The sequence below is a fragment of the Neptuniibacter sp. 2_MG-2023 genome (assembly GCF_030547495.1).
In the GTDB taxonomy this organism is placed as follows: Bacteria; Pseudomonadota; Gammaproteobacteria; order Pseudomonadales; family Balneatricaceae; genus Neptuniibacter.
Genome location: NZ_JAUOQC010000016.1, coordinates 34,562 through 59,942 on the forward strand (window position 1 = coordinate 34,562; position 25,381 = coordinate 59,942).

Here is a 25,381-nt window from a genome sequence, read left to right on the forward strand (position 1 = left end):
CCTTACATCCCACTATCTCGCGCGGTCAGGATCTTCTGTCCATCTCAGACGCGGGAGCGTTATTGCCACTTGAGTGCCTTTCTTCTGTTTTTTGTTGGCCGGGCTTAGTATCTCAATACTACCATAATGCTCTTCAATTATGTTATAGACTAATGATAGTCCTAAGCCGGTACCTTGACCTGGATCTTTTGTTGTAAAGAAGGGTTCGAATAGCCGGTCTTGAGATTCTGCTGTTATACCGCTGCCTTCATCGGTTACACGCAAAATTACAATTTCGTTTGTTTCTTCTGCTTCGAGCCATATAGTGTCTTGGTTTTTTGAGGCATCGCTGGCGTTCTGTAATAAGTTCACAAAAACTTGATGCATCTGTTGTGGATCACCCATGATTCTTAAATTATTAGGGATCTGATTAATATATTTTAAATGCTTGCCGTGGCTATCTAATGATAGGAGGTGTATCGCTTCTTCTGCGCATTGAGCGAGAGAGACGGGCAATTGTTCACGATCAGCTTCCGGTCTGCCGGCATGAGCAAATCGAACCAATGATTGCACTATTCGGCTAATACGTTTGGTTTGATCAACGATTTGGTCGCCTGTTTCTAAAATATATGGGTTTTTTGTTTCTAGTTTAAGATTTTGTGCTAAACAGGCGATGCCGGTCACTGGATTACCTATTTCGTGGGCAACCCCTGCCGCAAAGCGACCAATGGAGGCTAAACGTTCATTGTGGGCCAGTTTGTCCTGCATGTTTTTTGTATCTGTATCATTTTCTAATAGGATAACCATGCCGATATCTCTACGTTCCTTAAGAATCGACTTATGCAGGCTAAACCAGTGCGTGTGTCCGTCAATAATAAGTTTTTGCCCTAGCTGGTGGGCAATGGGAGCATCGACGAACTGTTCTAGCACTTGGCTCCAAGGATTGCTGTTACTGCTTAGGGCGCTGCCGATCACCTCTTCGTTGCGTATATGCGTTAAACGCTCCATCTCATGATTCCAAAACAGTACCTGGCCTTCTGTATCTAAAGTGCACACCCCTATAGGTAGTTTTTGCAGGGTCAGGCGGTGGTAGCGTCGCATTTCGTCAAGTTCAGCGGCAAGGCCGGTTAGTTGTAATTGATAGTCTTCTAATTGATTTTCAATTAAGTGCACATTACTGGCTTTGAAACCAACTCCCATAGGATCAGCCGGACGGTCAATAGGTTCGAGTAAAGCGGCGGCTTCTACTGGGCCTAGTAGTCCAGAAAGGTTGTTTTCTAGCATGGCCCGTAGTCGAAGTAGATCAACAGGGCGAATACTATCAGGGTGGATATTCATACTATCTAAGGCTTGCTGAACTTCTCTTTCTGCTGCTTTTCGCCCCAGCCTAGAGGCTAGCATCTCCGTAAAATCGCTGATACGAGAGGCTCGTAAGTTGGTTGTATTTGTTTTTTGGAGTGCATTCATTAAACAAGCTTGAGCGGCCTGGGATTCCTCCGTCGATTGATGAGTAAAAATCGAAACAATGCTCATAACCGCTGTATTCACTAACAGTGAAAGGATCGCAATATGATCCCAATTACTATCGTTAATATTGAAAGGTAATGTTTCTGCGGGTGATGCACTCAATACGGGAATAAGCATGCTGAATAGCCAGATTCCCATGCCTGATAGCAAGCCTAATAGTAATCCCCAGCGATTAGCGTGCTGCCAAAAAAGGGTAACAAGTAACCCCGGTAAAAATTGTAGAAAGGCAACTATAGCGACAATCCCCATTTGATGGAGGTCGAAGTGGTTACCTATTAAACGGTAGAACAGATAACTACCTAATATCATCGCCATGATTAGAATACGTCTAAGCCAAAGTAGACGTGCGTAAAAGCGAGGTGTTTTAGGTTTTGGTATAAGGGGTAAGATCACATGGTTTTGTAGCATAGAGGCAAGCGCTACCGTAGCAACGATCATAATACCGCTGGCTGCTGATAGCCCACCGATAAACGCTAGAACGGTTAACCATGAAGAATCTAATAGTAGTCCTATATTTAGGATAATAAATTGTGGATCACCTCCGACGTTTAAGGATTGTCCGGCCCAAATGATAGGGGGAACTGAACAAGCGAGTAAAAGTAGGAAAAGGGGCATGGCCCAAGTGGCTTTGTAGAGTGTTTCATCTGAGGCGTTTTCGGTAAACAACATATGAAAAGTATGGGGCATTACAATCGTGGCGGTAAAAAAGGCTAATATAAGCGTGCGCCAAGCTTCACTGTTAACGGGGGTTTTTAGTTGTTCTAGTACCTCCGGGTGATCTGTGATGAAACTCTCAGTGCCTCCTATGCCGCCTAAAATGCCAAAAATGGCGAAGCCTGCTATGACCAATAAAGCACTTAGCTTAATGACGGATTCAACCGCCATCGCGACCATCAAACCGTGGTGATTGGTTCTTAATGAAGCGTGTCTCGCCCCAAAGAGGATAGAAAATAGCGCGATAATAAAACAGAATCCTATACTGATCTGATTCGCGCTAAATTGATCATTCAGTATATACAACGTATCGGAAACAGCTTGTATCTGAATTGATAGCATGGGCAGTGTGGCGAATACAGAGATGAGTGCTGTTAAAGTGCCTATTGCCCCGCTTCTAAACCTAAAAGCAAATAGGTCGGGTAGGGAGCTTAATTGATAAGTACGGGTTATGCGTAAGATCGGGATAAGCAAAGCAGGTGCTAATAGGAATGTCAGTACTGGGCCAAAATATGATCCAAAAAAGTTATAGCCTGATTCCTTGGCTAGGCTGAATGCCCCGTAGAAGGTCCAGACGCTGGCGTAAACACCAATAGAAAGCACATGGGTTAGAGGATGGCGAACGATCTTTTTGGGTAGAGCTCCTCGTTCAGTTAGGTAAGCGGTCCCAAAGAGGAATAATAGGTAGGCAACGCCAATTAATATTAGGGAGGGCAAACTAAACATCGGAGCGTTTCCTATCAATTAGGAAGGCGATGGCAATAACCGCCAGCCAAATGATATAAGGTAAAAACCAAGGTGTATCCATGCTTTGCCAGCTATCAATAACGAGAGGGACCACTAAATAAAGCATAATTACTAACAGGATAAGTAAGCGATGAAAATACATAAATTATTCGCTCCTATCGACCGGTTTGGCTAGCGTTTGGCTAATCTTTTCTAGATCCCAGTTTTCAATTCCCCAACGAATAATTTCATCTCTACTTGCATCGAGTAATTCGCTCGGTGGTTGTTGGTCTAAAAATACAAGCACGTTGAATAGGGAGGGAACGATATTATCTAACTTCAGTGCGGGTGCAAATGTTTGTTTACTGAGCTTTTGGCCCTGTGTGTTACTCGCGACAGGGATATGGGCATAGGCTGGTGTTGGATAATCGAGTAGTTGTTGTAGGTGGATCTGTCGCGGAGTTTCATTGAGTAGATCTGAGCCTCTAACCACGTGAGTCACTCCTTGTAGATAGTCATCAACAACGACTGCGAGTAGATAAGCGTATAGATTATCGCGCCGATAAACAACGAAATCACCGCTCTGACTTAGGGAGCTAAGGTATGGGCCTTGGATTTGGTCATTGAAACTGATCGAGATGTTTTTACATTTAATACGAATGGCACATTGTGCGTCGTTGTTGGGGGGATTTAACAAGCAGTGACGGTCATATGTTGAGCTGTTACTGCGCGCTAAAATCTCTTTCCGTGAACAATCGCAGCGGTAGGCATAGTGTTCTGATAATAGAGTATCTAGAGCATCTTGGTAGTAGTGGTGGCGTTTACTTTGAAAGCTTAGTTCTTCATCCCAATAGAGGCCAAAAGCATCGAGAATTTTTGGGAATTGCTCTTTTGCACCCGTTTGTTCGCGGGGCGGGTCAAGATCTTCAATGCGAAGTAGCCATTTGCCGCCGTTAGCTCGAGCGTCAAGGAAGCTGGCAAACGCGGCGATTAGCGAGCCAAAATGAAGAGGCCCTGTTGGGGATGGGGCAAATCGACCGATATAGGTCACAAGGTTTATCCTAAAGAGCCAGCCTTGGGCCGGCTCTATATCGGATTAGCGACCGAGTTGTTTTTCTTTAATCTCAGCCAACGTTTTGCAATCGATGCAAAGTGACGCTGTTGGACGAGCTTCAAGACGGCGGATACCTATTTCAATGCCACAAGCATCGCAGTACCCATATTCATCTTCATCGATAAGATCCAATGATTCATTGATTTTTTTAATCAACTTGCGTTCACGGTCACGAGTTCGAAGTTCGAGGCTAAATTCCTCTTCCTGACTGGCTCGGTCACTTGGGTCTGCAAAGTTGGATGGCTCTTCCCGTAAATGGTGAATAGTGCTGTCCACCTCTTCCATGAGTTCTTGTTTCCAAGCCCCAAGAATGTTGCGGAAGTGCTCTTTGTGCTTTTCATTCATGTACTCCTCACCTTCAGTAATCTGGTAAGGATCAAAATGTGTGAAAGATTCGCTCTTGTTTGGCATAAGCGCTGCCTCACTCTTTTGCGTAAGCCATCATTAGGATGACTTCACTTGCCCGTGTTATTAATGCAAGAAATGCATTTAGCATGAAAGGCAGGCAAATTACCAGATGCGCTGCCGTTGTGCTAGCCCTAAATTTGTTCAATAGACACCTAAGAGTAATAAATTAGGCTTGGTTTTTGCTTTAACCCTTGAAAGTAGAGGCTTGCGGCGTTGTTTTGATTATTACTTTGTTGAATCTAGGTATACTTAACTTATTTGTTGTGGAATCAGGAATCAATATGAGTTTTCAGCCTTCTAAGCGTGTTGCTGAGATCGAAACCTTTAAAGTAATGGATCTCTTAAAGAGAGCTAAGCAATTAGATGCGGCTGGATTTGATGTAGTGCATATGGAGGCCGGCGAACCTGATTTCGCTACCGCTCCTGCGATAGCTGAAGCCGCAAAAGCAGCGATCGATAAAGGCTTTACCCAATATACACCTGCGGCGGGTATTCCAGAGTTACGTGAAGCGATCAGCCAGTGGTATCAGCATAAATATAATTTAGATATTTCAGCGGAGCGAATTATTGTTACGACGGGTGCGTCCAGCGCGTTGTTGATGATTTTTTCATTGCTTACTGATGCGGGTGATAGTTTTATGATGGCGGATCCAGGTTATCCCTGTAATCGCCAATTTTTACGCTTCTTAGAAGCTAAGTCTCAGCTTGTACCTGTAGATGCGGAACAGAATTTCCAACTGAATGCGGAATTAGTTAAACAGTATTGGCGACCAGAAACTGCAGGTGTGCTACTCGCCTCTCCTGCGAACCCAACGGGGGCTGTTGTACCTTATGACGAGCTTGTTGCTATCGCTGCCGAGGTTAAGCGGCAACATGGTTCGCTTGTAGTGGATGAGCTTTATCACGGTTTGACCTACGAGGCGGATACGCCTTCGGTATTAGCGATTGATCCCGATGCTTTTGTTATTAATAGTTTCTCTAAATATTTTGGTATGACCGGGTGGCGGTTAGGTTGGCTGGTAGCTCCTGCTGATGTAGCGCCAGAATTAGAAAAACTCGCACAAAACTTAATGATCTCTCCCCATACGATCTCCCAATATGCGGCATTAGCTGCATTTGAACCTGACACTATTGCCCTTTTTGAAGAACGTAAAGATCAGTTTAGATTACGTCGAAATCTGCTTGTTAAAGGGTTGAGGGAATTAGGTTTTTCTATACCTGTTATGCCAGAAGGAGCCTTTTATGTTTATGCGGGGGCGCAACATCTAACCAATAATACCTTTGATTACTGTTGGTCGTTATTAGAAGAGAATCATATTGCTGCCACCCCTGGATTAGATTTTGGCCGCCATCGCTGTAATGAATATATACGTTTTTCGTACACTACGGGCTTGGACCGAATAGAGCTGGCACTTGAACGTTTAGAGAAAAGGATTAAAGGTTTATGAAGCTAGATAATTTAATTCAAGGCCGACTAGTTAAACGTTATAAGCGGTTTCTTGCAGATATAGTGCTTGATAATGGGGCTGAGGTTACCGCTCACTGCCCTAACACAGGTTCAATGAAAAATTGCGCGGATGAAGGTAGTCGGGTTTGGGTGCTTGATAGCCAAAATGAAAAGCGAAAGTATCCCCTTGGTTGGGAGCTTGTTGAGGTTGAGGGTCAATACCTTGCCTGTATCAATACCGGACGGGCGAATAAGCTGGTTAAGGAGGCGATAGAGAACGGTACGATTAAAACCTTGCAAGGCTATGAGTCCATACGACAAGAGGTTAAATATGGGGAAAATAGTCGTATCGATCTATTGCTAGAAGATCAGGAAAAAGGACGGGTCTGGGTTGAAGTTAAGAATGTCACGCTGCTCGAAGAGGATAATCTAGGTAGTTTTCCTGATGCTGTTACGGTGCGGGGTGCGAAACATCTACGTGAGCTGATGGCGATGGTCGAGCAGGGGGATCGTGCAGTTATGTTATTTTGTGTGCCCCATACAGGTATTGAGCGTGTCAGACCTGCAGATCATATAGATCCTGAATATGGGCGTTTGCTCCGAGAAGCTAAAGCGGCGGGAGTTGAGGTGATTGCCTATGGTGCTGATATCAGTGAAGCACAGATTAGTCTTGTACGTGAATTACCGGTCGTGCTTTAAATACCCTCTTAAAGATCAATCAGTATGTCATCGCCTTGGCGGATAAATGCAATTTTATTAAGTTGATCTTCCACGCAAGGCCCTGCGATACATTCGCCTGTATCGATTTTAAATAAGGCCCCGTGCGTTGCACATTGAATAAAGGTTTTTTCATAATCTAAAAACTGATCGGGCTGCCATTCCAATGGAATGCTGCGGTGGGGGCAGCTGTTTTCGTATATGTAGATCTCATTTCGATAATTTAAAGCGACTAGCTTTTTGCCTTGGATCTCAAATCCTTTAGCATCCCCTTCGGGAATATCTGAATAGGAGCATAATTTGATCATTAAAAAATAACTTCCTGGATTCTAAGTTGCTCTAATAATCGGTTGATTGCATCATCATCATCGGTTTCAACGATAACGGTGATCTTCTCTTCTTCAGGTGTTAATGGCTGCTCATGCTGTTTTTGCTCTTGCATTACCGAAATGTCAGCGTCTGAGGCATCACTTCCTTCACTTTCTCGGCGTTTTAGGCGAGCTTCTATTAGTTTTTGTTCGCATTGACAGCTAATGATTCTGATAGGAATACCGCGTTTTTTAGCGAGATCAATATAGCTCTGTCGGGTGCGCTGGCGAATAAAGGTGGCATCAACAATAACGGAATAGCCGTTATGCAGTAGATTGGAGCTTGTATCAAACAGTAAATTGAAAGTATGAGCGTTCATCTTAGGGCTATAAAGCTCGAGTTTTTCGCCTTTTAAACTCAGTTCCCTAAAGAGGCGTTTACGCTCAACATCGGATCGAATTCTAATGGTATCTGTAGTATCAACGAGCTGCTGACTTAAATGACTTTTTCCGCTACCTGATACTCCATGCATTAAAAACAGGGTGGGTTTAGGTTTATGTACATAATAATCGGTAAGGCGGAGGTATCGTCGCAGGCTGTTCATATCATGCATATCACCTAATACGGAAACCTTGGCGCGCACCATTGAACGGTAGGCTTTGTAGAAATTCAAAAGCGGTAGGGCTTGGTAGTCACCACTAATCTCTAAATATCTATTGAGGCAACGGTTAGCCCAACGGAATTCGCCATTTGCTTCTAGGTCCATCAGTAGAAAAGCAATATCACTGATTGTATCTATCCAACGAAACTGCAAGTTAAACTCTATACAATCAAATAGACGCAGCTCGTTGTTATAAAGTGTGATATTGGAAAGGTGAAGGTCGCCATGACACTCTCGTACATGACCTTCTAGTTTCCGCTGTTGCATGAGTGGCGTTAACTTGCGGAAACGCTGAGCAATGTACATTGATAATTGTTGAACTTTATCGCAATCATCTAAGTTCGTTGTGTGCTCTAAGGTGTCGAGTATATGCGTGAAGTTATCGGCAACAACGTCCCAAATAGTATCGGGCTCCCCCCAAGGACTATCTTGAGCGACAATAGGGACTACACTATGGAATTCGGCAACTTGTTCAGCCAGTGTGTCAATCCAGCTGGCTTCAAAGCGTTGGTTTGCTAAAAGTAGGTCAAGGCGTTGTTCTGTATCGAATTGATGCATCTGTACTGCGTATTCGATAGCTGAGTCGTTGTCTGCAATATCAAAGATCGGCTGCTCTTCAGTGCCGCCAATAGCGATGACCCGCTGATAGATATCTGGTGCAAGGCGCTGGTTAAGACGCAGTTCTTCCTCACAAAAGTGCTGTCGCTTAAGGAGCGTGGTAAAATCCAGAAAACCAAAGTCCACTGGCTTTTTAATCTTATAGGCATACTTGCCCGTTAAGATTAGCCAGGAGATATGGGTTTCTATCAACTCGATCTTATCAACCGGATGAGGATAGAAATCCGCTTTTTGTAGAGAATCTAACAGCGTCATAAAGGTTCTAAATAATTTATTAGGTCGGGTTAGCTGCTTTTTCGCTAGCCCCAAGGACAGGCATTATACTTAGCGAATGGCAAAAAAGAGAGCACCAAAATCATCAAGTCGAGGTAGAGCATCAAAAAAACCTCGCAGTTTCTTAAAAAAGACACTGTTTTTATTATTAAAACTTTCGCTGCTAGGCCTTGTTCTAGGCGGTATTGGATTGATTTATCTGGACGTCCAAGTAAAAAATAAATTTGAAGGTAAACGCTGGGCATTACCTGCAAAGGTCTATGCGCGACCCTTGGAACTTTATGCGGGACAGGTACTAGATCGAGAAGCGCTGAAGCAGGAATTAAAAGGGCTTGGCTATCGTTTTGTTAATCGGGCTGATCGTCCGGGTATGGTTGAATGGGCATCAAGTCGAGCGCGGGTTTATACGCGTGGTTTTAGCTTTCCGGATAGTGATGAGCCTGCTAGAAGGTTGATGCTTAACTTTAGTGGAAAGCAGTTAAGCTCGATTAGAGATGATCGAGGTAAAAATATCTCCCTAAGCCGTTTAGAGCCTATTCTTATTGGCGGTATTTATCCGAAAGATAACGAAGATCGCGACCTTATTCGGTTAGATCAAGCGCCTGAGGCTTTGCTATCTGCTCTTATTCAAATAGAGGATAGAGATTATTACAACCATTTTGGTATCTCACTAAAAGGCATAGCCCGAGCTATGGTGGTGAATGTCAAAGCGGGGCGTTTTATTCAGGGTGGTAGTACCTTAACACAGCAGTTGATTAAAAATTTCTATCTAACCTCTGATCGTACGCTGGCAAGGAAGTTGATGGAGCTTCCTATGGCTGTGTTACTGGATCTGCACTACAGCAAAGATGAGATTCTTGAGGCATATCTTAATGAGGTCTATTTAGGTCAGGCGGGTTCTCGTGCGGTTCATGGCTTTGGATTAGCGAGCCAGTACTATTTTGCGCAGCCTATTAATGAGCTTAAGCTTCATCAAGTTGCTCTATTGGCCGGTCTTGTGAAAGGGCCTTCTTATTATGATCCGAGACGCCACCCAGAAAGAGCTAAGGCGCGTCGGGATCTTGTGTTGAAGGTCTTGCAAGAGCAAGATGTTATTAGCATGAAGGAACGCTTGGATGCAGAAAAACGCCCGTTAGGCATAGTAAAACAACGCAGCTTACATAAAGGGGCATACCCTGCATATTTAGATCTAGTTAAACGTCAGTTGAGAGAGGAATACCCTGAGGAAGTTCTCAATTCAGAAGGGTTAAGAGTTTTCACAAGTCTTAATCCAACCGTACAAGCACATAGTGAGTCTGCATTAGCAACAACCGTGACTGCGTTGCAGAAGCGTTACGGAAAACCGGTCAAAGAACTTCAAGGTGGCATGGTTGTAACCGATCCACAAACAGGGGAGGTGCTAGCGCTGGTGGGGGGGCGTAATGCTCGCTATCAAGGTTTTAATCGGGCACTTGATGCACAGCGTTCAATCGGATCATTAGTTAAGCCTGCGGTTTATTTGGCGGGGCTTGAGGAGGGTTATACGCTTGCAACCTTACTTGATGATCAACCAGTCAGTGTGCCGCTGCCAAATGGTAAAAGTTGGGTGCCCCAGAACTTTGACCATGTGAGTCATGGCAAGGTCCCTTATTTTCGCGCATTAGCAAAGTCCTACAATCAAAGTACAGCGCAATTAGGGATGGCGATAGGTTTAGACCGTGTTATCGACATGTTGCAGCGTTTAGGCATTAGCCGCAAACCTAAACCTTACCCTTCATTGCTACTAGGCGCAGAATCAATGAGTCCATTTGAGATTGCGACGGTCTACCAAACCATTGCAGCTAATGGCTTTAGAGCGCCGATGAGAGCGATACGTTTAGTGACGGATTCAGAAGGTGTGGAGTTGTCACGTTACCCCTTTGATGTAAAACAAGTGGTGTCAGCGGAGAATATGCACTTGATCCAATACGCTTTACAAGCCGTAACGCGGGAAGGGACAGGACGAGCGGTTTATAACCGCTTACCCGCGGCTTTAAATGTGGCGGGTAAAACCGGCACGAGTAATGATCAACGTGATAGCTGGTTTGCTGGTTTTGCGGGTGACCGTATGGCAGTGGTGTGGTTGGGACTAGATAATAACGGTAAGTTACCTTTTACGGGCTCTGGTGGCGCGTTAAAAGTATGGACCGAATTAATGGTTAAAGAGCAACCGCATTCCTTTATGTCAGTACAACCGGAAGGTATTGAGTATCATTGGATCGAAGAAAGTACAGGGTTATTGTCTGCCGAACAGTGTGAAGGTGTGAGACAATTACCGTTCATAAAAGGTACAGCTCCGCAAGAATATGCTGTGTGTGCTGATAATCAAAAGAATGAATCTTTGGATTGGTTTAAAAGATGGTTCAGGTAGCAATGTTGCAGACAGCAGTTCAGACAAGAAAATTACGTATGAGTACGGCTGTTAAAGCTGTGTGTGTGAGCTTCGCTATATTAGGGTTGGCTGGATGTGTAAGTGGAACAGGAGGCTATCGCCCGCCGGTTGAGGATAGAACCGAGCAAGGTGGTGTTATTCAGCCAGTAGAGTCAGGATCAACAGGTGTTATTGTAAAACCCGCTGTTATTAGTGAGAGTAGAACCGAGCAGCAAGTATCTGTGCCTGTACCTACTCCAATGACATCAAGGCCGCAAAATCCTGCTGTGATAGCCTTATTGAAAAGTGCCGATCAGCAGAAAAATAGTGGTTCGATGCAGGCCGCGGAAAGTAGTTTAGAGCGGGCCCAGCGTATCGCACCACGAGATCCAGAGATTTATTATCAGTGGGCCGATATTCGACGGCTTGAGGGGCAGTGGTCTCAAGCAGAACAATTGGCTCTTAAAGGTACTAATATGGCCATAGGTGATGCAGTTATGTTGCGTCGCTTATGGCTATTGATTGCTGATATTCGATCAGGTATTGGCGATAGTGCAGGGGCTAAGCAAGCGAAGAATAAGGCTTTTAGCTACTAAATTAAGAATACTTGATGACTATAGAAAGGGACGCCAATGCGTCCCTTTTTTTATGCTCAGTCCTAACAGAAGTTATCCACTGCTAGAGTTTGCTTTTTCGAAGTGTTGCGGAGAGCATAAATAAAGAGATACCTAAGAAAAAATGACTCCCAATACTGTTTTGTAGAGAAGGTATCAAAGAGCCTTGGCTGAATAGCAATAAGCTTAGGGCAAAGAAAATAGCTGCGGTTATACCGGGTATGCGAGCTAATGGGGATGGTGTCTTTAACAGACTTACAAAGAGCGCTATTACCGTTAATACCACCATTATTTGACTATATTGCACCCCGAAATCGGCCCGTCGAGTGACTTCGAATAATGCGAATAATGCTAGCAGCCAGCGTCCCCACGCAGGTTTTGACCACTTGAAATTCCAAGCAAGGTCGACAAATGCGCTGGCAATAAAGGGAATGCCCGCGAAGAATGCAAGGTTGTCCAACATCAGCTTTAGTGTCTGTATCTCTTGTGCTGGCAGGTATATAAGTAGTGAGCCAGCAGCAGAACAAGCAATAAACACTGATGCTAGGCAAAGAACCATGCAGGCGCGTTGATCTTTTTGCTCACTAATATTGTAGCTGCGCCGTGCCAGAAGCAGGGCGCCTACAAATAAAAACAGATCGATGAGTAAGAAGAAAATTGTCATTTGAGGGTCGCAAATACTTTATCAGCGGCAGCAATAGTCGCCTCAATATCTTCTTGGGTATGAGCCGCTGAAATAAAGCCCGCTTCAAATGCCGATGGCGCTAAGTAAATCCCTTGTTCCAACATACCGTGGAAAAATGCAGAGAACTTATCAGCATCACAAAGCATTGTTTCTGAGAAGCTTGTCACCTGTTTTTGATCGGTAAAGAATAGGCCAAACATTCCCCCTACACGACTAGTCGTGAATGGAACGCCATTTGCCATCGCTACGGCTTCTAACCCTTCGGTTAAAAGTTCCACCTTTGCGCTTAACTGTTCGTAAAAGCCCGGAGCTGAAATGGCATTTAACATAGTTAAGCCTGCTGCCATCGCAAGAGGATTGCCGGATAGCGTACCTGCTTGGTAGACCGGGCCTAAAGGTGCGATATGGGACATGATCTCTTTTTTGCCACCAAAGGCACCGACCGGTAAACCACCGCCAATGACTTTACCTAAAGTGGTTAGATCAGGTTTGATATTGTAGACCGCTTGAGCACCGCCTAAAGCAACGCGGAAACCGGTCATGACTTCATCAAAAATAAGTACAGTGCCATATTCATCACAAACTTCACGCAAGCCTTCTAAAAATCCAGGAGAAGGAGGGATGCAGTTCATGTTACCGGCAACAGGTTCAACAATGATGCAAGCGATCTGATCACCACAGTCTGCAAATGCTTTGCGGACATTGTCTATGTCGTTATAAGTTAGGGTGATTGTGTGTTCGGCTAGTGAAGCGGGTACGCCTGGAGAGCTGGGTTCGCCTAAGGTCAGCATGCCAGAGCCTGCTTTTACTAATAGCGAATCTGAATGGCCATGATAGCAACCTTCGAATTTGATGATTTTGTCACGTTTTGTGAAGCCGCGAGCGAGACGAATTGCGCTCATCGTTGCTTCTGTTCCGGAGCTGACCATACGAACCATATCCATAGAGGGCATGATGTCGCAAACTTTATCAGCCATCTCTATTTCGATCTCTGTTGGCGCGCCGAAACCAAGGCCGTTATCTAAAGAGGCTTTGACTGCATCGATTACTGCTGTATTACAATGACCTAAGATCATGGGCCCCCATGAACCGACATAATCTATATATTTATTGTCATCTTCATCAAACAGGTAGGCGCCTTGACCGCGTTTAAAGAAAATTGGTGTGCCGCCGACGCCTTTGAATGCGCGTACAGGAGAGTTTACTCCGCCAGGGATATGGATTTGTGCGGCTTGAAAGAGTTCTTCGGAACGGGACATCTGTCTATACTCTCTAAAATTCAGTTATTAAATTGCTGGTGGAATTGTTGGGCGGTTGCTTTTATGTCGTTCTGGGCATAAAGCGCGTGAATCACAGCAACCATATCCGCACCGGCAGCGATAATTTTGCTTGCATTATCCACGCTAATGCCTCCAATCGCCACTACTGGTAGGGTAAGTTTTTGCTTGGCTAGTTGCATTAATTCGAGTGGGGCAGGTTTCGCGTTAGGTTTGGTTTTGGATGGGAAGAACGCGCCAAACGCTACATAATCAGCACCTTGTTGCTCAGCTTTTTCGGCAAGCGGGAGTGAATCGTGGCAGGTTATTCCTATGATTGCGTCATTGCCTAATCTATCTCTGGCATCTTTTAGTTCACCATCACTTTGTCCCAAATGAACCCCCGCAGCGCCAGTGCTTAATGCCAGTTCAATATCATCATTAATGATGAGTGCGACGTTATAGCTTTGGCATAAGTTGTTCAGCGCGCTCGCTTCATTCTGCCTTTTCACAGGGTCAGAGGATTTATCTCTATACTGAATAAGGTGGGCGCCACCTAAAATACTAAGTTCAACTTGGGTCAACATTTGATCAAGTGTAGGCATAAGTACAGAGTCTGTAATGCCGTATAATCCGGATAAGGCTGTTCGCATATATAATATTGCCGGTAAAATTAGTTTTCGCGATAAAACGCTTCAATTTGATCGCGAGTAAGAAGGCCAAGAACCTCGTTGCGATCTGTCACAATGCATAAAGCTTCGACCCCATCTCTAGTCATCTGCTCTAGTGCTTGCTGCAGTGTGGCTTTGCTGTCAATCATACTCGTATCAAGCCTAAGGGCAGGAATTCTAAGTAAATCAATCAGCTCTTCTGATGATGACGCTTGTTGTACCGCCGTATGCAAATCGCCAGGAGAGAGTAGTATATACTTACTCTCTTCTGTTATTAGCAGCCAGCTTGGAGAGCTTTCGAGTATTTTACTCGCGCCTTGAGTGGAGATGGTTGGATCACTATTAATAAAATTACGATTCATCAAGCTTTGTGCCGATGAAGAATTCAGCATTTGGGTGAGAGGCCGGTAGCGATAATCCATTCCTTGAAGATGCATACTTATGACAAAAATGGAGGGCATCTTGAATACGTATCTAGCAATAAGGTTGGAGACAACAATTGATATCATCGCTGGAAAGATAATGTTTGGATTGCCGGTTAGTTCTAAAATAGCAACTAATGCGGCCATAGGCGCGTTAGCGACGGCTCCCATCATGCTCCCCATGCCTAGAAGGGCATAAAAACCAGGATGAGCTACGGTTTGATTAACTGCGCTGCTGCCTAAAATGCCTAATAAACCACCGGCTATAGCTCCAATAAAAAAGGTGGGACCGATTAAGCCTGCCGGCATGCCAAGTCCCAAGACGATGGGAGTTAATAAACACTTAGCGATAAGTATCCCAAAGAGTAAACCCAGTCCTATCTCCCCCTGTAGAGCGGAGGTTACAGTGTCATATCCCATCCCCATAACTTGAGGATAGAAAACAGCCACGCTACCTGTGAGTACGCCTGCCAGCAGAAGTCTAGATTTATAACCAAACGTCGAATGATTAGACCATTGCATTGCTGCTTTCATTAGCGCAATAAAAATTACAGCGAGTAAACCAATGATACCGCCAAGAAACGCCACATAAGGTATCTCCTGCAACGATTCTATCTGCATAGTAGGTACGGTAAGTGCCCAAGCATTGCCAAACATAAACTGCACGACTAATGCACCGGTCGCTGCGGAGACCATAACCGGCATAAAGCCGATTACCGTGTACTCGAGAAGTACCACCTCCATCGCAAAAACAACCCCTGCGAGGGGGGTGTTAAATGTTGCGGCTATGCCCGCTGCAGAACCACATCCAACTAAAATTCTTAAGGTGTTATTGGGTAAGTTCAGGCGTTGGCCGAGCTGGCTTCCGCAGGCTGCACCTAAATGTATAGCCGGCCCCTCTTTACCAACTGAGTGCCCAAATAGTAAAGCGAGGGCTGCCACAAAAAACTGTATTATTGCGTTAGTTATAGGTAGATAGCCCTGATGGTAAGCCATGCGTTCAAGGAGGTGAGTAATACCAACCTTTCGATTGAGGGGTGTGACTCTCGATAGAATAGCGATCAGTACTAGGCTGCCGATAATGGGCAGAAGAAAATGAAGCCAAGTGGGTAGGCCTTCAAAATTTTCACTGTCTTGATTAGGTAATAGGTGCTCTAACGGCGTTTCAAGTAGTGTTCGGAATGAGCCTAACACTAAGCCGCAAATGAGACCGCATAGGATACCTAATATAACCATTTGTGGGAGCGCTTCACCGTATGCTAGACGATGGCGAAACTGCTTCATGGAAAATGTGTTTCGAAACATTATATTTATTACTTAATTGAGAGGCCTTGGCTTGGCGGCTAGATCTTAGTATACGTTAACAGTACATCAACGCTAAGTGCTTGTGATGTGGTTTTTTTGATGTGGAACTATTATAGCCATCAAAATAGTATGTATATGTTAAATAAGGAGGGGATTAAGGCGTGACAATCTCTTTAATTGGACTGCTTATTCCAAGGCTTTCGTATGCCTCAACTGACAGATAAAGAGTATAAGGTGTTTGTTTATTGAAGTGTCTGTCTTATGGATTTAACTCAAAACATGGGAAATATAAATTTTTGCTGTTATTCCAAAAAGTGTTAGGCCCGTTATTAAGCCTAAAAAAATAACGCGTCCTTCTCTATTCGCTCCTGCCTTAAGTGATACGTGCCATACGCTCCAAAGTTTAAAAACAATCATTCCTATTACTGCAAAAAAGACAAAAATTTCCCCTGTAGACCAGATGACCATAGTGCACTTCCTTATAATATTCATTTGACATGAATATTATATATAAATAACATGTATTTCAAATAAATGTTATGGTTTTTGTGTTTTGGGGTGGAGCTAGGTTGTGAAAAGATCAGAAATTCTTAAGCCTTTAAGTCGAGAGCATCATATGGCATTGGTTCATGCAAAACGGCTGTTAGCGTTTTCTGATCAAGAGGCTAAAGCGATGCTGGATTATTGGTGCGAAGTGAAAACAGTCGTGCTTGCTGATCTTAATCGTCACTTCGAAGAGGAAGAGTGCTTAGTTCAGGATGTTAATGAGCCATTGTTGGCCCGTTTTTATGATGAACATCGACAATTACGAACACTGATGCACGCCGATAATGTTAAGCAGCTGAAGACCTTTGCGATGCTGCTGACCGATCATATACGTTTTGAAGAACGGGAACTGTTTCCGTGTTTGGAAAGCGTTCATTACGCCAGACTATGTCGAAATAGAGAGGGTTAACATTTAATTTTAGTGCTCCTCTATTTCTATCTAAATGAAATAAAACCTCAAATTTTATAGATCAGTAAGGGTGATTATGCAAACTGAAACAATGACCATTGTAAAATCGACTGTGCCTGTTATTCAGGCATCAGGTGAAGCTATTACAAAGCATTTTTATGAGCTGCTATTTGCAGAAAATCCAGAACTGCAGCATGTTTTTAATATGGCCAGTCAGGCCAGTGGGCGTCAGCAATCAACCTTAGCGGCGGCTATATTAGGCTATGCTGCGAATATTGATAATCTTGGGGCATTAGGCGGGACGGTCGAAAAAATTGCGACTAAACATTTTAGTCTTGATATTTCCCCTGCTCAATATGAGATCGTCGGACGAAATCTGCTTAAAGCGATTCGAGATGTGCTTGGTAAAGAAGTGGCTACTGAGAGTGTATTAAAGGCTTGGGAGGAGGCTTATCAGCAGTTAGCGAAGATTTTGATCGGGCGGGAGCAGCAACTTTATGCAAATGCTGAAGCTGAAGGCTGGATTGGGTTTAAGGCATTTAGTGTGAGTAATATAGTTGAGGAAAGTGACGAGATTCGTTCAATCTACCTGAAACCAGTAGATGGTGAACCGCTCCCTTCTTATCGTGCTGGGCAATTTCTCAGCGTTAAGATAGTTAACTCAGAGTGGGAGCATGAAGAGATTCGTCAATATAGTCTTTCTGACAGCTACTCCCCTGATGAATATCGTATATCCGTTAAGCGGGAACCAGCGCCGACGGCTGAGATACCAGAAGGGCGGGTGTCTAACTACCTGCATACGCAGCTTGAGATAGGTAGCCATTTAGCTATTCATATGCCAGGGGGTGATCTGTTTTTGAAAGACAATAGCCGGCCTGTTGTTTTGCTGAGTGGTGGCGTTGGTATTACGCCGATGCTAAGCATGCTAAATGAGCTGGTGAAGAATCAGGATGCGCGGGACATTGTTTGGCTGCATGGAACCCGTAATCGCCATACCCATGCGTTTGGGCAGCATATAGCGAAATTGAAACGGGACGTTCCTGGATTAACGGCACTCACTTTTTATGAGGATGTTTCGGGGGCCCAAGAGGGGGTTGATTACGATAGTCAGGGTTATATTACGTCTGATTGGATTGAGCGTTGCTGTCCGATTGATGCTGAGTATTATTTTTGTGGGCCTCTGCCCTTTATGAAAGTAATTTATCGTCAATTAAAGGCGCAGAAAATCGATGATAATCGACTTCATTATGAGGTGTTCGGGCCAAGTGAAAGTCTTAACTAATTTCATAGATAAAGATTGAGAGGCGTTAAAACCTACAGCGATTTTTTGATATGGATATTATGAGCACTTCTGCTATTGCGTGACAATTAAACGGGGTATAGTTGCGTATATCCCGTTTTATTTATTAGAGATATTAATCGCTTCAGGAGTGTCTATGAGATTAAGCGCTTTTACCGACTTTGGTTTGCGAACCTTGATTTATCTTGCCAGCCTAGAGGAGAAGCGATTAAGCAGTGTGGCGGAAGTATCCGCTGTTTATCAGGTATCTCAGAGTCATATGGTTAAAGTGATCGGGCAGTTGGCAAAGCTAGGTTATGTGCAAACGATTCGTGGTAAAAATGGTGGAATCCGATTAGGGGCTTCTCCAGAGATGATTAATATTGGCGAGGTTATAGAGCAGCTGGAAAACCACCTAGATGGTGTGGACTGCCTGTCAACTGACTGTCAGCTGCTTCCCTGTTGCGAGTTGAAAAAAGCGTTAGTTGAAGGGATGAAGGCTTTTACGGATACCATGCGGAAATATACGTTGGAGGATTTAACGGCAAATAAAAATGAGCTGATTCCGTTGCTGCTTGTGAGCTGAGCGGGCTGAAAGCTCCTTGATTGTAAGATGCATAGCTGTTGAATTTTTCTCTCCTGTGTTTGTTAGACGATACTCGTTCCCCATCTTTTTCCCTTAAGTCATTCTCTGTAAAGATAATTTTTTAGATTCTGGTTAGGTGCAATTTGGCATATATAAAAAATTATGTCGCTTCATTTGATTTGGTGCGTATTTCATCGGTAATCTTTGTTTCTGTAAGTATTCCTGCGGGAATCTATTTCAAATTATCGATTTAGTAGTTATTGAATTATAGCTTTGTAGTAATATATACAATCGTTTTTTAAACTCGATGAGAGGTTATTGTGATTAAGGTAGGTATTGTCGGTGGCACAGGGTATACAGGCGTAGAATTACTACGGTTGTTGGCAAATCATCCCGAAGCTGTGGTTGAGGTAATCACTTCTCGATCTGAAGAGGGAATTAGCATAGCTGACATGTATCCTAATCTCCGAGGTATTTATGACCTTAAGTTCTCAGTGCCTGATGTTAAAACGTTAAGTGCATGTGATGTCGTGTTTTTTGCTACTCCTCACGGGGTTGCCATGAAGATGGCAGCAGAGCTTATAGATAATGGTGTCAAAGTTATCGATTTAGGTGCAGATTTCCGTATTAAAGATCTTGATGTTTGGTCTCAATGGTATGGTATGGAGCATACGTCTCCAGAGATGGCTGAGCTGGCTGTTTATGGTTTACCTGAAGTGAATCGGGAGCAAATCAAAGAGGCTAAATTAATAGCCTGTCCAGGCTGTTATCCGACAGCAACGCAGCTTGCTTTTCTGCCGCTACTGGAGAATAAGCTTATTGATCATCGTCGTCTTATTGCTGATTGTAAATCCGGTGTGAGCGGTGGCGGGCGCGGAGCCAAAGTCGGCATGCTTATGTGTGAAGCTAGTGAAAGTATGATGGCCTATGGTGTTCATGGGCACCGTCATCTACCTGAAATTAAGCAAGGCTTGGCGCTAGTGACTGAAAGACCGGTGAATCTGACCTTTGTCCCCCATTTAACACCGATGATTCGGGGTATTCACTCTACCTGCTACGGAGTTTTAAAAGATCCGGTTGAGCATGATCTACAGCGTTTGTTTGAAGAGCGTTACGCCGATGAGCCGTTTGTTGATGTGATGCCTGCTGGTAGCCATCCCCAAACGCGGAGTGTTAAAGGCGGCAATATGTGTCGTATTAGTATTCATCGCCCACAGAATGACGATACTGTGGTCGTGCTTTCGGTTATCGATAACTTAGTAAAAGGTGCTGCAGGTCAGGCGATTCAGAATATGAATATTATGTTCGGTATTAATGAGGCTTCAGGACTAAATGTTGTCGGCTTAATGCCTTAATACTTGACTAAATTGGTTGGTTAAGGTGATAATTACACTCTACCTGTGGGTAGGGTGTATATTAAAAGATCGGTATATGTGCTGAATCAAATACCGAAATAGTCCCTGTGCTCATATACTAAGTACCTAAAAGTACCTAAAAAGTACCTAGAAGAAGTATCTATGATAGAAACTGTCGATCCAAGCCTAGAGTCTCCTATGTTGTTTACTGAGGCTGCGGCTGCAAAAGTACAATCTCTAATTGATGAAGAGGAAAACGATAACTTGAAACTACGTGTGTTTATCACAGGTGGTGGTTGTGCTGGTTTCTCTTACGGTTTTACCTTTGATGAGCAGGCTGCGGAAGATGATACAATCGTTGAGCGCGATGGCGTAACTATGGTTGTTGACCCTATGAGCTTCCAGTACTTAGCGGGCGCAGAAGTGGACTTTAAAGAGGGTTTGCAGGGATCACAGTTCGTTATTAATAATCCAAATGCAACAACAACTTGTGGTTGCGGTTCCTCCTTCTCTATTTGATCCTGATCATTAGGGCTATGGATGATTGATTCATAGCCTATTCATATCCCTTCTGCTCTGATATAAGAGATAATTATCCCTTAAGGAGAGTATATGCGCCTTTTATTTACGAGCTTGCTTTTTCTGGTCTCTAGCTTTTGTTCGGCTGATTCGCTGCCGCAATCTCCTGTGGCTCCTGAGGTTGCGAATCCGCATTATCTAGCGCTAATAAAAACAAATTCCCCAAGTGAAGTTGAGATGCTTTTTCAGCGGGCAAGTATGCTTGCGGATGATGTCGATAATTTGAATGCATATGAGCCTATTGTTTTTGTCTTGCATGGTGATGAGGCTCACGCGTTCCGGAATCGTAATATGGAGCAATATAAAGAGTTACTAGATTTAGCTGAGCGGCTTGAGAAGAAGCATGTTATTGATATTCGCGTTTGCGAAAGTTGGATGAGAATGAATAATGTGGATCGTTCCGAGCTTCCAGATTTTGTTGATACCGTGCCACTAGGGCCTGCAGAAAAAGAGCGGCTTCGTCGCGAAGGCTACATCTATTTTTAGTTGGTCGAGCTAAATTTGATAGATTGCACCTAAAATTCGCTCTCCTTTTGCGCCAGTGACACTGGGTTTATTTCCTGAGTTACTTTCCATACATTGCTTGGCAAGCCAAGCAAAAGCTGCCGCTTCCATCCAATCAGCATCGATTCCTGCATCATCCGTCGTGTAGACTTTGTTGTGGGGGAGTAATTCTTGTAAGCGATTCATAAGGGCTTTGTTTCTGCTTCCGCCGCCACAGACTAATAATTCAAATGTTTTGCTGGGAATATACTTGTTGATCGAATCCGTTACTGTTCTTGCCGTCAGATCTAATAGAGTGGCTTGTACATCTGCGGCTGCTGTTGAGTAAGGTTTCAATTTGTGACTTAGCCAGCTTAGATGAAACTGCTCTCGTCCTGTGCTTTTGGGTGGCTTTTCGTGAAAATAAGGTAGCTGTAACAGGTCGTTGAGCAATTTTTCATCACAGTTTCCAGTCTGCGCCCATGCGCCATTCTTATCGTAAGGGCAGTCCTTAGCTTGTGTGATCCAAGCATCCATTAGTACATTGCCAGGGCCTGTATCAAAGCCGAGTACATCTTCTGTGGCTATTGCTGGTAGATACGTTAAATTTGCCATTCCGCCAATGTTAAGCAGGATTCGGTCGCGATTAGCTGTTCGGAAAATCTGGTCATGAAAAGCTGGAACTAAGGGAGCACCTTGGCCGCCAGCGGCCATATCTCTGCGCCTGAAATCACTGACGGTGGTAATGCCTGTATTTTCAGCGATGATATTTGCATCACCTATCTGTAGTGTGTAATTAAACTCAGGGCGGTGTCTTATGGTTTGACCGTGACTACCTATTGCGCGGATCTGCTTTTTATCTAAGCCTTGGTTGCGGATAAGTGAGTTGGCCGCTTTGGCGAATAGTTGGCCCAGTTCAATATCAACTAGGCCCATAAGATCGATTTCATTATCGCCGGGTTGGGTTAGCTGCAAGATCTTTTGTTTAAGTCGCTCAGGGATTGCTTCTGAGTGAGTGGCAATGAGTTGCAATTTAGGGTTGAAGCTAACCGCAGCAACATCAATGCCGTCTAAGCTCGTTCCTGACATAAGGCCAATGTAGATATCAGGAGTACCCATAATCGTTACTGTTTTTGCGTATCAAGGGCTGCCAATGTTGTTGCTTGATAAGTTTCAAGCTGGGCAAGCAAGGCGCTAGCTGTTGATTTAAAGGTCGGACGTTCGTTCTCAGCTATTGGGAGTGCTTGCGGGAGCTTAACGGTTAATGGGTTTTTATGGACACCATTAACGCGAAATTCGTAATGAAGGTGAGGGCCGCTTGCTAACCCTGTTTGGCCAACGAAACCGATGACCTGTCCTTGCTTAATGCGAGTTCCTGTTTTTTGCCCACCTTTAAACTTGCTCATATGTGCATAAAGTGTCGTTATATTGCTGCCATGTTGAACAATAACCACATTGCCGAAACCGCCTTTTTTCCCTCGGAATATTATTTTTCCATCGCCCGCCGCTTTTATAGGTGTCCCTGTGCGCGCAGCATAATCAACACCTTTGTGGGCTCTTATGCGATTAAGTACGGGGTGTTTTCTGTTTAAGCTAAACTTAGAGCTGATGCGAGCAAAGCCGACAGGGGCTCTAAGAAATGCTTTGCGCATGCTGTAGCCTTCAGGAGTAAAATAACTGCTATCGCCTTCTGAATTGGTATAGCGTAGCGCAGTGAATTTGCTACCTCTATTTATAAATTGAGCGGCAATAATAGGCCCTTCGCCTATTTTCTTTCCGTCTAAAAACTTCTCTTCGTAAATTAAGCTAAAACTATCACCTTTTCTGATATCAAGTACAAAATCAACATCCCAGCCGAAGATGCTGGCAAGTTCCATAATCTTTTTGCTGGATAACCCTGCTTCTTCGCCTGCTAGAAATAAAGAGTCCTGAATAGTACCGGCAGTATATTTGTGCTCAATATCGGGTTTACGTTCAATAATATCAACATTGAACCCTGTAGGTGTTTTCGTGAGAAGTGTATGCTTAAGCTCTGATTCCCGGTGGCGAAGTTTATGTAGTTCACCTTCCTTTATAACAAAAGATAAGGTTTGACCAGGGAATAAGCGAGTGAATGATTTAGAGTCTTTTGCTGCGGAGGCAACGTTATATACGTCACGAGCAGTTAAGCCAGCCTTTTTGAACATCGAGGTAAGATTGTCGCCACTGCCAATAGTGTAATCAACCCAGTTTTCCTCAATGGGGGGATGTATGGCTGGCGATTCGATTGTTTCTGTATCGTCTTGGGTGTTATTTGTATCAGGAAGTTGAGTTGCGCTGGGTGCTGTTGTTTCAATGCTCAGTGGTGTTGTCGGAATACTGCCACGCGTAGCTTCAACTTTTTCTGATGGAAGCAGCATTAAGGTAAGACCTAAAATAAAAACACAGGCACTGACCGCAACTAGGTGAACCGTAGGAAGTTGTTTTTGTAACTGTTTCAAACGATATGGCACCCTAGTCCCCTTTGGTTGGTGTCTGATTAGATAAACGCTGTATTATGCCATTCTCATTACAGAATGTCGGCTTTTTCGGTCAAAACTTAAGCCTAGCTGAATTAAACCAGTAAAAATAATTGTCTATAGCTATTTGTTTGCTTGCTCGCTGCCGTTAAAATAGCCTCCTTATTTTTTAATATCCACCTTTAAGGTTAAGCAAAAACAATGAGTGAAACACTATTACAAGATCTAAAGGCGCGCGGTTTGGTTGCGCAGATGACCAGCGAAGATGAGCTGGAAAAACATCTATCTGAGGGTAGTGTGACGCTTTATTGTGGTTTTGATCCGACTGCTGATAGCTTGCATATAGGTAGTTTGGTACCTCTATTAACGCTCAAGCGTTTTCAAGAGTATGGACATAAACCGTTAGCGCTTGTGGGTGGGGCGACAGGCCTTATTGGTGATCCAAGCTTTAAGGCGCAAGAGCGGAAGTTAAATGATGATTCAACCGTGGCGAACTGGGTTGAAAAGATCAGAGCGCAAGTGAGTGCTTTTATCGATTTCGATTCAGGTAGCAATAGTGCCGAGGTTGTTAATAACTTAGATTGGACGCAAAACATCGATATCCTTACCTTTCTGCGTGATATAGGTAAGCATTTTTCTGTCAATCAGATGATTGCAAAAGAATCAGTTAAGCAGCGTATTGATCGTGAAGGTGAGGGTATCTCGTTTACCGAGTTTACTTATATGATTCTTCAGTCCTATGATTTCCAGCAGCTTAACCAGTCCCATGGTTGTAGCTTGCAGATTGGTGGGTCGGATCAGTGGGGGAATATTACTGGCGGTACTGAATTGACACGCCGAATGAACGGCAATCAGGTGTTTGGTTTAACCTTACCTTTAATTACAAAATCAGATGGTACTAAATTTGGTAAAACCGAGTCAGGTACTATTTGGCTTGATTCATCCAAAACATCACCTTATGCGTTCTACCAGTTTTGGTTGCAGACGGCGGATGCTGATGTATACCGTTTCCTTCGCTACTTTACCTTTTTATCGGTTAGTCAAATTGAGCAGATAGAAAAAGAGGACGAAGCGCGCGAGGGTCGCCCAGATGGGCAGAGAGTCTTAGCGGAAGAGGTGACGCGTCTAGTTCATGGTGAAGAGGGGCTTGTCGCGGCCAAACGTATAACTGAGGCGCTGTTCTCAGGTGATACATCCACCTTAAGCGAGCAGGATTATGCTCAGCTAGCTCAGGATGGTCTTCCTTCATCTGTATTGGATATAGCAGCAGTTTCTGATCAGCCTGTTACGGCAATTTTGGCGGATGCTGGCATGGCGCCTTCAGGTAAGCAGGTAAAAGATGCTTTACAGCGAAATGCGGTTGTTGTTAATGGTACGGCTCATGGTATGGAAGATAATATGAATGCTGCGGGTATGTTTGCTGCTGAAAAGGCGCTTTTTGATAAATACTTTTTAGTGAAACTGGGTAAGAAAAAGCATCATCTATTCGAATTGGTGTAAGCGTTAAGCCCCGATTATTCAGAATATAAGGAAAAGCCGCTCAATATAGAGCGGCTTTTTTGTGTCTGGGGATGAGTAATGCTTTGATTTGATCGCTAAATAACCAATTTTGCCCCGATTTCCGCTTAATGTCGTTTTTTTGCCTTTATTTTGCAGTTTTTTAGTTTTGCCTGTTGACCTTGTTTGGGAAGTGTCTATAATTCGCCGTCCTTGCTAAGGGAGGCCTGCAAAGCAGCGCTGACTGACCTAAGTAAAGGTTGAATTAACTCCTTGAAAACCTTTGGTTTTGTTGATGTTAGTTTGAAAGTTTT

Annotated in this window: 23 protein-coding genes; 11 read left to right on the forward strand and 12 right to left on the reverse strand. The window is 44.0% G+C overall.

Translation table 11 applies throughout. The features are described from left to right. Nucleotides 1–12 precede the first annotated feature (12 nt). The 4 genes from Q4486_RS13880 to dksA are packed head-to-tail and all read right to left on the reverse strand — an operon-like array spanning nt 13 to nt 4,471. Nucleotides 13–2,946, reverse strand: coding sequence for an ATP-binding protein (locus Q4486_RS13880; protein ID WP_303419268.1), 2,934 nt, complete (start codon nt 2,944–2,946; stop codon nt 13–15). Further along, nucleotides 2,939–3,109, reverse strand: coding sequence for a hypothetical protein (locus Q4486_RS13885; protein ID WP_156473713.1), 171 nt, complete (start codon nt 3,107–3,109; stop codon nt 2,939–2,941). The genes Q4486_RS13880 and Q4486_RS13885 overlap by 8 nt, the downstream gene beginning before the upstream one ends. A gap of 3 nt (nt 3,110–3,112) precedes the next feature. After that, nucleotides 3,113–3,997, reverse strand: coding sequence for a tRNA glutamyl-Q(34) synthetase GluQRS (gene gluQRS, locus Q4486_RS13890; RefSeq protein ID WP_303519826.1), 885 nt, complete (start codon nt 3,995–3,997; stop codon nt 3,113–3,115). A 45-nt stretch (nt 3,998–4,042) separates the two neighbouring features. Further along, nucleotides 4,043–4,471: an RNA polymerase-binding protein DksA gene (dksA, locus tag Q4486_RS13895; RefSeq protein ID WP_303419275.1), complete on the reverse strand. Its 429-nt coding sequence runs from the start codon at nt 4,469–4,471 to the stop codon at nt 4,043–4,045. Nucleotides 4,472–4,749: 278 nt separating this feature from the next. On the opposite strand from dksA, the gene Q4486_RS13900 reads away from it, so the two are divergent. Together Q4486_RS13900 and sfsA are read left to right on the forward strand one after the other, a co-directional pair. Then, complete coding sequence (locus Q4486_RS13900; RefSeq protein ID WP_303419278.1) at nt 4,750–5,916, forward strand: pyridoxal phosphate-dependent aminotransferase; 1,167 nt, start codon at nt 4,750–4,752, stop codon at nt 5,914–5,916. Next, nucleotides 5,913–6,614, forward strand: coding sequence for a DNA/RNA nuclease SfsA (gene sfsA / locus Q4486_RS13905; RefSeq protein ID WP_303519827.1), 702 nt, complete (start codon nt 5,913–5,915; stop codon nt 6,612–6,614). The genes Q4486_RS13900 and sfsA overlap by 4 nt, the downstream gene beginning before the upstream one ends. An 8-nt stretch (nt 6,615–6,622) precedes the next feature. Here the strand turns inward: sfsA and Q4486_RS13910 are convergent, their stop codons facing one another. Beyond that, the gene (locus tag Q4486_RS13910; protein ID WP_067868094.1) at nt 6,623–6,940 is read right to left on the reverse strand and encodes a Rieske (2Fe-2S) protein; all 318 of its coding nucleotides are present in this window, start codon (nt 6,938–6,940) and stop codon (nt 6,623–6,625) included. After that, the gene (locus tag Q4486_RS13915) at nt 6,940–8,475 is read right to left on the reverse strand and encodes a bifunctional aminoglycoside phosphotransferase/ATP-binding protein (protein ID WP_303419282.1); all 1,536 of its coding nucleotides are present in this window, start codon (nt 8,473–8,475) and stop codon (nt 6,940–6,942) included. Before Q4486_RS13915 ends, Q4486_RS13910 begins: the two co-directional genes overlap by 1 nt. 76 nt (nt 8,476–8,551) lie before the next feature. Here Q4486_RS13915 and mrcB point away from each other — a divergent pair, with 76 nt between their 5' ends. After that, nucleotides 8,552–10,882 (forward strand): penicillin-binding protein 1B, encoded by a 2,331-nt coding sequence (mrcB, locus tag Q4486_RS13920; RefSeq protein ID WP_303419283.1) that lies wholly within the window; start codon nt 8,552–8,554, stop codon nt 10,880–10,882. Further along, on the forward strand, nt 10,870–11,478 hold the full coding sequence (locus Q4486_RS13925) for a M48 family metallopeptidase (protein ID WP_303419285.1): 609 nt from the start codon (nt 10,870–10,872) through the stop codon (nt 11,476–11,478). Before mrcB ends, Q4486_RS13925 begins: the two co-directional genes overlap by 13 nt. An 82-nt stretch (nt 11,479–11,560) precedes the next feature. On the opposite strand, the gene Q4486_RS13930 is transcribed toward Q4486_RS13925, so the two are convergent. From Q4486_RS13930 to Q4486_RS13945, 4 genes are read right to left on the reverse strand one after another with little or no spacing between them, the layout of a single operon-like run. Next, nucleotides 11,561–12,160 carry a hypothetical protein gene (locus tag Q4486_RS13930; protein ID WP_303519829.1) on the reverse strand — a complete coding sequence of 200 codons (600 nt, stop codon included), beginning with the start codon at nt 12,158–12,160 and terminating at the stop codon, nt 11,561–11,563. Next, a complete protein-coding gene (gene hemL / locus Q4486_RS13935) occupies nt 12,157–13,440 on the reverse strand; it encodes a glutamate-1-semialdehyde 2,1-aminomutase (protein WP_303519831.1) in 1,284 nt (427 codons plus the stop codon). The genes Q4486_RS13930 and hemL overlap by 4 nt, the downstream gene beginning before the upstream one ends. A 20-nt stretch (nt 13,441–13,460) precedes the next feature. Then, entirely contained in the window at nt 13,461–14,090 is a 630-nt protein-coding gene (thiE, locus tag Q4486_RS13940; RefSeq protein ID WP_303519833.1) for a thiamine phosphate synthase, read from the reverse strand. A 20-nt stretch (nt 14,091–14,110) separates the two neighbouring features. Further along, the gene (locus Q4486_RS13945; protein ID WP_303519834.1) at nt 14,111–15,814 is read right to left on the reverse strand and encodes a chloride channel protein; all 1,704 of its coding nucleotides are present in this window, start codon (nt 15,812–15,814) and stop codon (nt 14,111–14,113) included. A gap of 592 nt (nt 15,815–16,406) precedes the next feature. On the opposite strand from Q4486_RS13945, the gene Q4486_RS13950 reads away from it, so the two are divergent. The 6 genes from Q4486_RS13950 to Q4486_RS13975 all read left to right on the forward strand — a co-directional run bounded on the left by Q4486_RS13950 (nt 16,407) and on the right by Q4486_RS13975 (nt 21,075). Further along, the gene (locus tag Q4486_RS13950) at nt 16,407–16,790 is read left to right on the forward strand and encodes a hemerythrin domain-containing protein (RefSeq protein WP_303519836.1); all 384 of its coding nucleotides are present in this window, start codon (nt 16,407–16,409) and stop codon (nt 16,788–16,790) included. Between the two features lie 76 nt (nt 16,791–16,866). Further along, nucleotides 16,867–18,072, forward strand: coding sequence for an NO-inducible flavohemoprotein (gene hmpA, locus Q4486_RS13955; RefSeq protein WP_303519838.1), 1,206 nt, complete (start codon nt 16,867–16,869; stop codon nt 18,070–18,072). Between the two features lie 154 nt (nt 18,073–18,226). After that, entirely contained in the window at nt 18,227–18,655 is a 429-nt protein-coding gene (locus tag Q4486_RS13960) for an Rrf2 family transcriptional regulator (RefSeq protein ID WP_067868064.1), read from the forward strand. A gap of 320 nt (nt 18,656–18,975) precedes the next feature. Beyond that, nucleotides 18,976–20,010: an N-acetyl-gamma-glutamyl-phosphate reductase gene (gene argC / locus Q4486_RS13965; RefSeq protein ID WP_303519839.1), complete on the forward strand. Its 1,035-nt coding sequence runs from the start codon at nt 18,976–18,978 to the stop codon at nt 20,008–20,010. Nucleotides 20,011–20,172: 162 nt separating this feature from the next. Continuing rightward, nucleotides 20,173–20,529 (forward strand): iron-sulfur cluster insertion protein ErpA, encoded by a 357-nt coding sequence (gene erpA / locus Q4486_RS13970; RefSeq protein ID WP_303419317.1) that lies wholly within the window; start codon nt 20,173–20,175, stop codon nt 20,527–20,529. 93 nt (nt 20,530–20,622) lie between these two features. Next, nucleotides 20,623–21,075 (forward strand): DsrE family protein, encoded by a 453-nt coding sequence (locus tag Q4486_RS13975; RefSeq protein ID WP_303419319.1) that lies wholly within the window; start codon nt 20,623–20,625, stop codon nt 21,073–21,075. Between the two features lie 9 nt (nt 21,076–21,084). On the opposite strand, the gene Q4486_RS13980 is transcribed toward Q4486_RS13975, so the two are convergent. Together Q4486_RS13980 and Q4486_RS13985 are read right to left on the reverse strand one after the other, a co-directional pair. Next, entirely contained in the window at nt 21,085–22,191 is a 1,107-nt protein-coding gene (locus Q4486_RS13980) for an anhydro-N-acetylmuramic acid kinase (protein ID WP_303519840.1), read from the reverse strand. A gap of 5 nt (nt 22,192–22,196) precedes the next feature. Next, nucleotides 22,197–23,564, reverse strand: a complete 1,368-nt coding sequence (locus tag Q4486_RS13985; RefSeq protein WP_303519841.1) for an OapA family protein — start codon at nt 23,562–23,564, stop codon at nt 22,197–22,199. 207 nt (nt 23,565–23,771) lie between these two features. Here Q4486_RS13985 and tyrS point away from each other — a divergent pair, with 207 nt between their 5' ends. Beyond that, the gene (gene tyrS / locus Q4486_RS13990; RefSeq protein WP_303419328.1) at nt 23,772–25,070 is read left to right on the forward strand and encodes a tyrosine--tRNA ligase; all 1,299 of its coding nucleotides are present in this window, start codon (nt 23,772–23,774) and stop codon (nt 25,068–25,070) included. Nucleotides 25,071–25,381: the final 311 nt, after the last annotated feature.

Coding starts and splice junctions, on each gene's coding strand:
- Q4486_RS13880 (WP_303419268.1), bottom strand. CDS start 2,946: ATGTTTAGTTTGCCCTCCCTAATATTAATTGGCGTTGCCTACCTATTA.
- Q4486_RS13885 (WP_156473713.1), bottom strand. CDS start 3,109: ATGTATTTTCATCGCTTACTTATCCTGTTAGTAATTATGCTTTATTTA.
- dksA (WP_303419275.1), bottom strand. CDS start 4,471: ATGCCAAACAAGAGCGAATCTTTCACACATTTTGATCCTTACCAGATT.
- Q4486_RS13900 (WP_303419278.1), top strand. CDS start 4,750: ATGAGTTTTCAGCCTTCTAAGCGTGTTGCTGAGATCGAAACCTTTAAA.
- sfsA (WP_303519827.1), top strand. CDS start 5,913: ATGAAGCTAGATAATTTAATTCAAGGCCGACTAGTTAAACGTTATAAG.
- Q4486_RS13910 (WP_067868094.1), bottom strand. CDS start 6,940: ATGATCAAATTATGCTCCTATTCAGATATTCCCGAAGGGGATGCTAAA.
- Q4486_RS13915 (WP_303419282.1), bottom strand. CDS start 8,475: ATGACGCTGTTAGATTCTCTACAAAAAGCGGATTTCTATCCTCATCCG.
- mrcB (WP_303419283.1), top strand. CDS start 8,552: ATGGCAAAAAAGAGAGCACCAAAATCATCAAGTCGAGGTAGAGCATCA.
- Q4486_RS13925 (WP_303419285.1), top strand. CDS start 10,870: ATGGTTCAGGTAGCAATGTTGCAGACAGCAGTTCAGACAAGAAAATTA.
- Q4486_RS13930 (WP_303519829.1), bottom strand. CDS start 12,160: ATGACAATTTTCTTCTTACTCATCGATCTGTTTTTATTTGTAGGCGCC.
- hemL (WP_303519831.1), bottom strand. CDS start 13,440: ATGTCCCGTTCCGAAGAACTCTTTCAAGCCGCACAAATCCATATCCCT.
- thiE (WP_303519833.1), bottom strand. CDS start 14,090: ATGCGAACAGCCTTATCCGGATTATACGGCATTACAGACTCTGTACTT.
- Q4486_RS13945 (WP_303519834.1), bottom strand. CDS start 15,814: ATGAAGCAGTTTCGCCATCGTCTAGCATACGGTGAAGCGCTCCCACAA.
- hmpA (WP_303519838.1), top strand. CDS start 16,867: ATGCAAACTGAAACAATGACCATTGTAAAATCGACTGTGCCTGTTATT.
- Q4486_RS13960 (WP_067868064.1), top strand. CDS start 18,227: ATGAGATTAAGCGCTTTTACCGACTTTGGTTTGCGAACCTTGATTTAT.
- erpA (WP_303419317.1), top strand. CDS start 20,173: ATGATAGAAACTGTCGATCCAAGCCTAGAGTCTCCTATGTTGTTTACT.
- Q4486_RS13975 (WP_303419319.1), top strand. CDS start 20,623: ATGCGCCTTTTATTTACGAGCTTGCTTTTTCTGGTCTCTAGCTTTTGT.
- Q4486_RS13980 (WP_303519840.1), bottom strand. CDS start 22,191: ATGGGTACTCCTGATATCTACATTGGCCTTATGTCAGGAACGAGCTTA.
- tyrS (WP_303419328.1), top strand. CDS start 23,772: ATGAGTGAAACACTATTACAAGATCTAAAGGCGCGCGGTTTGGTTGCG.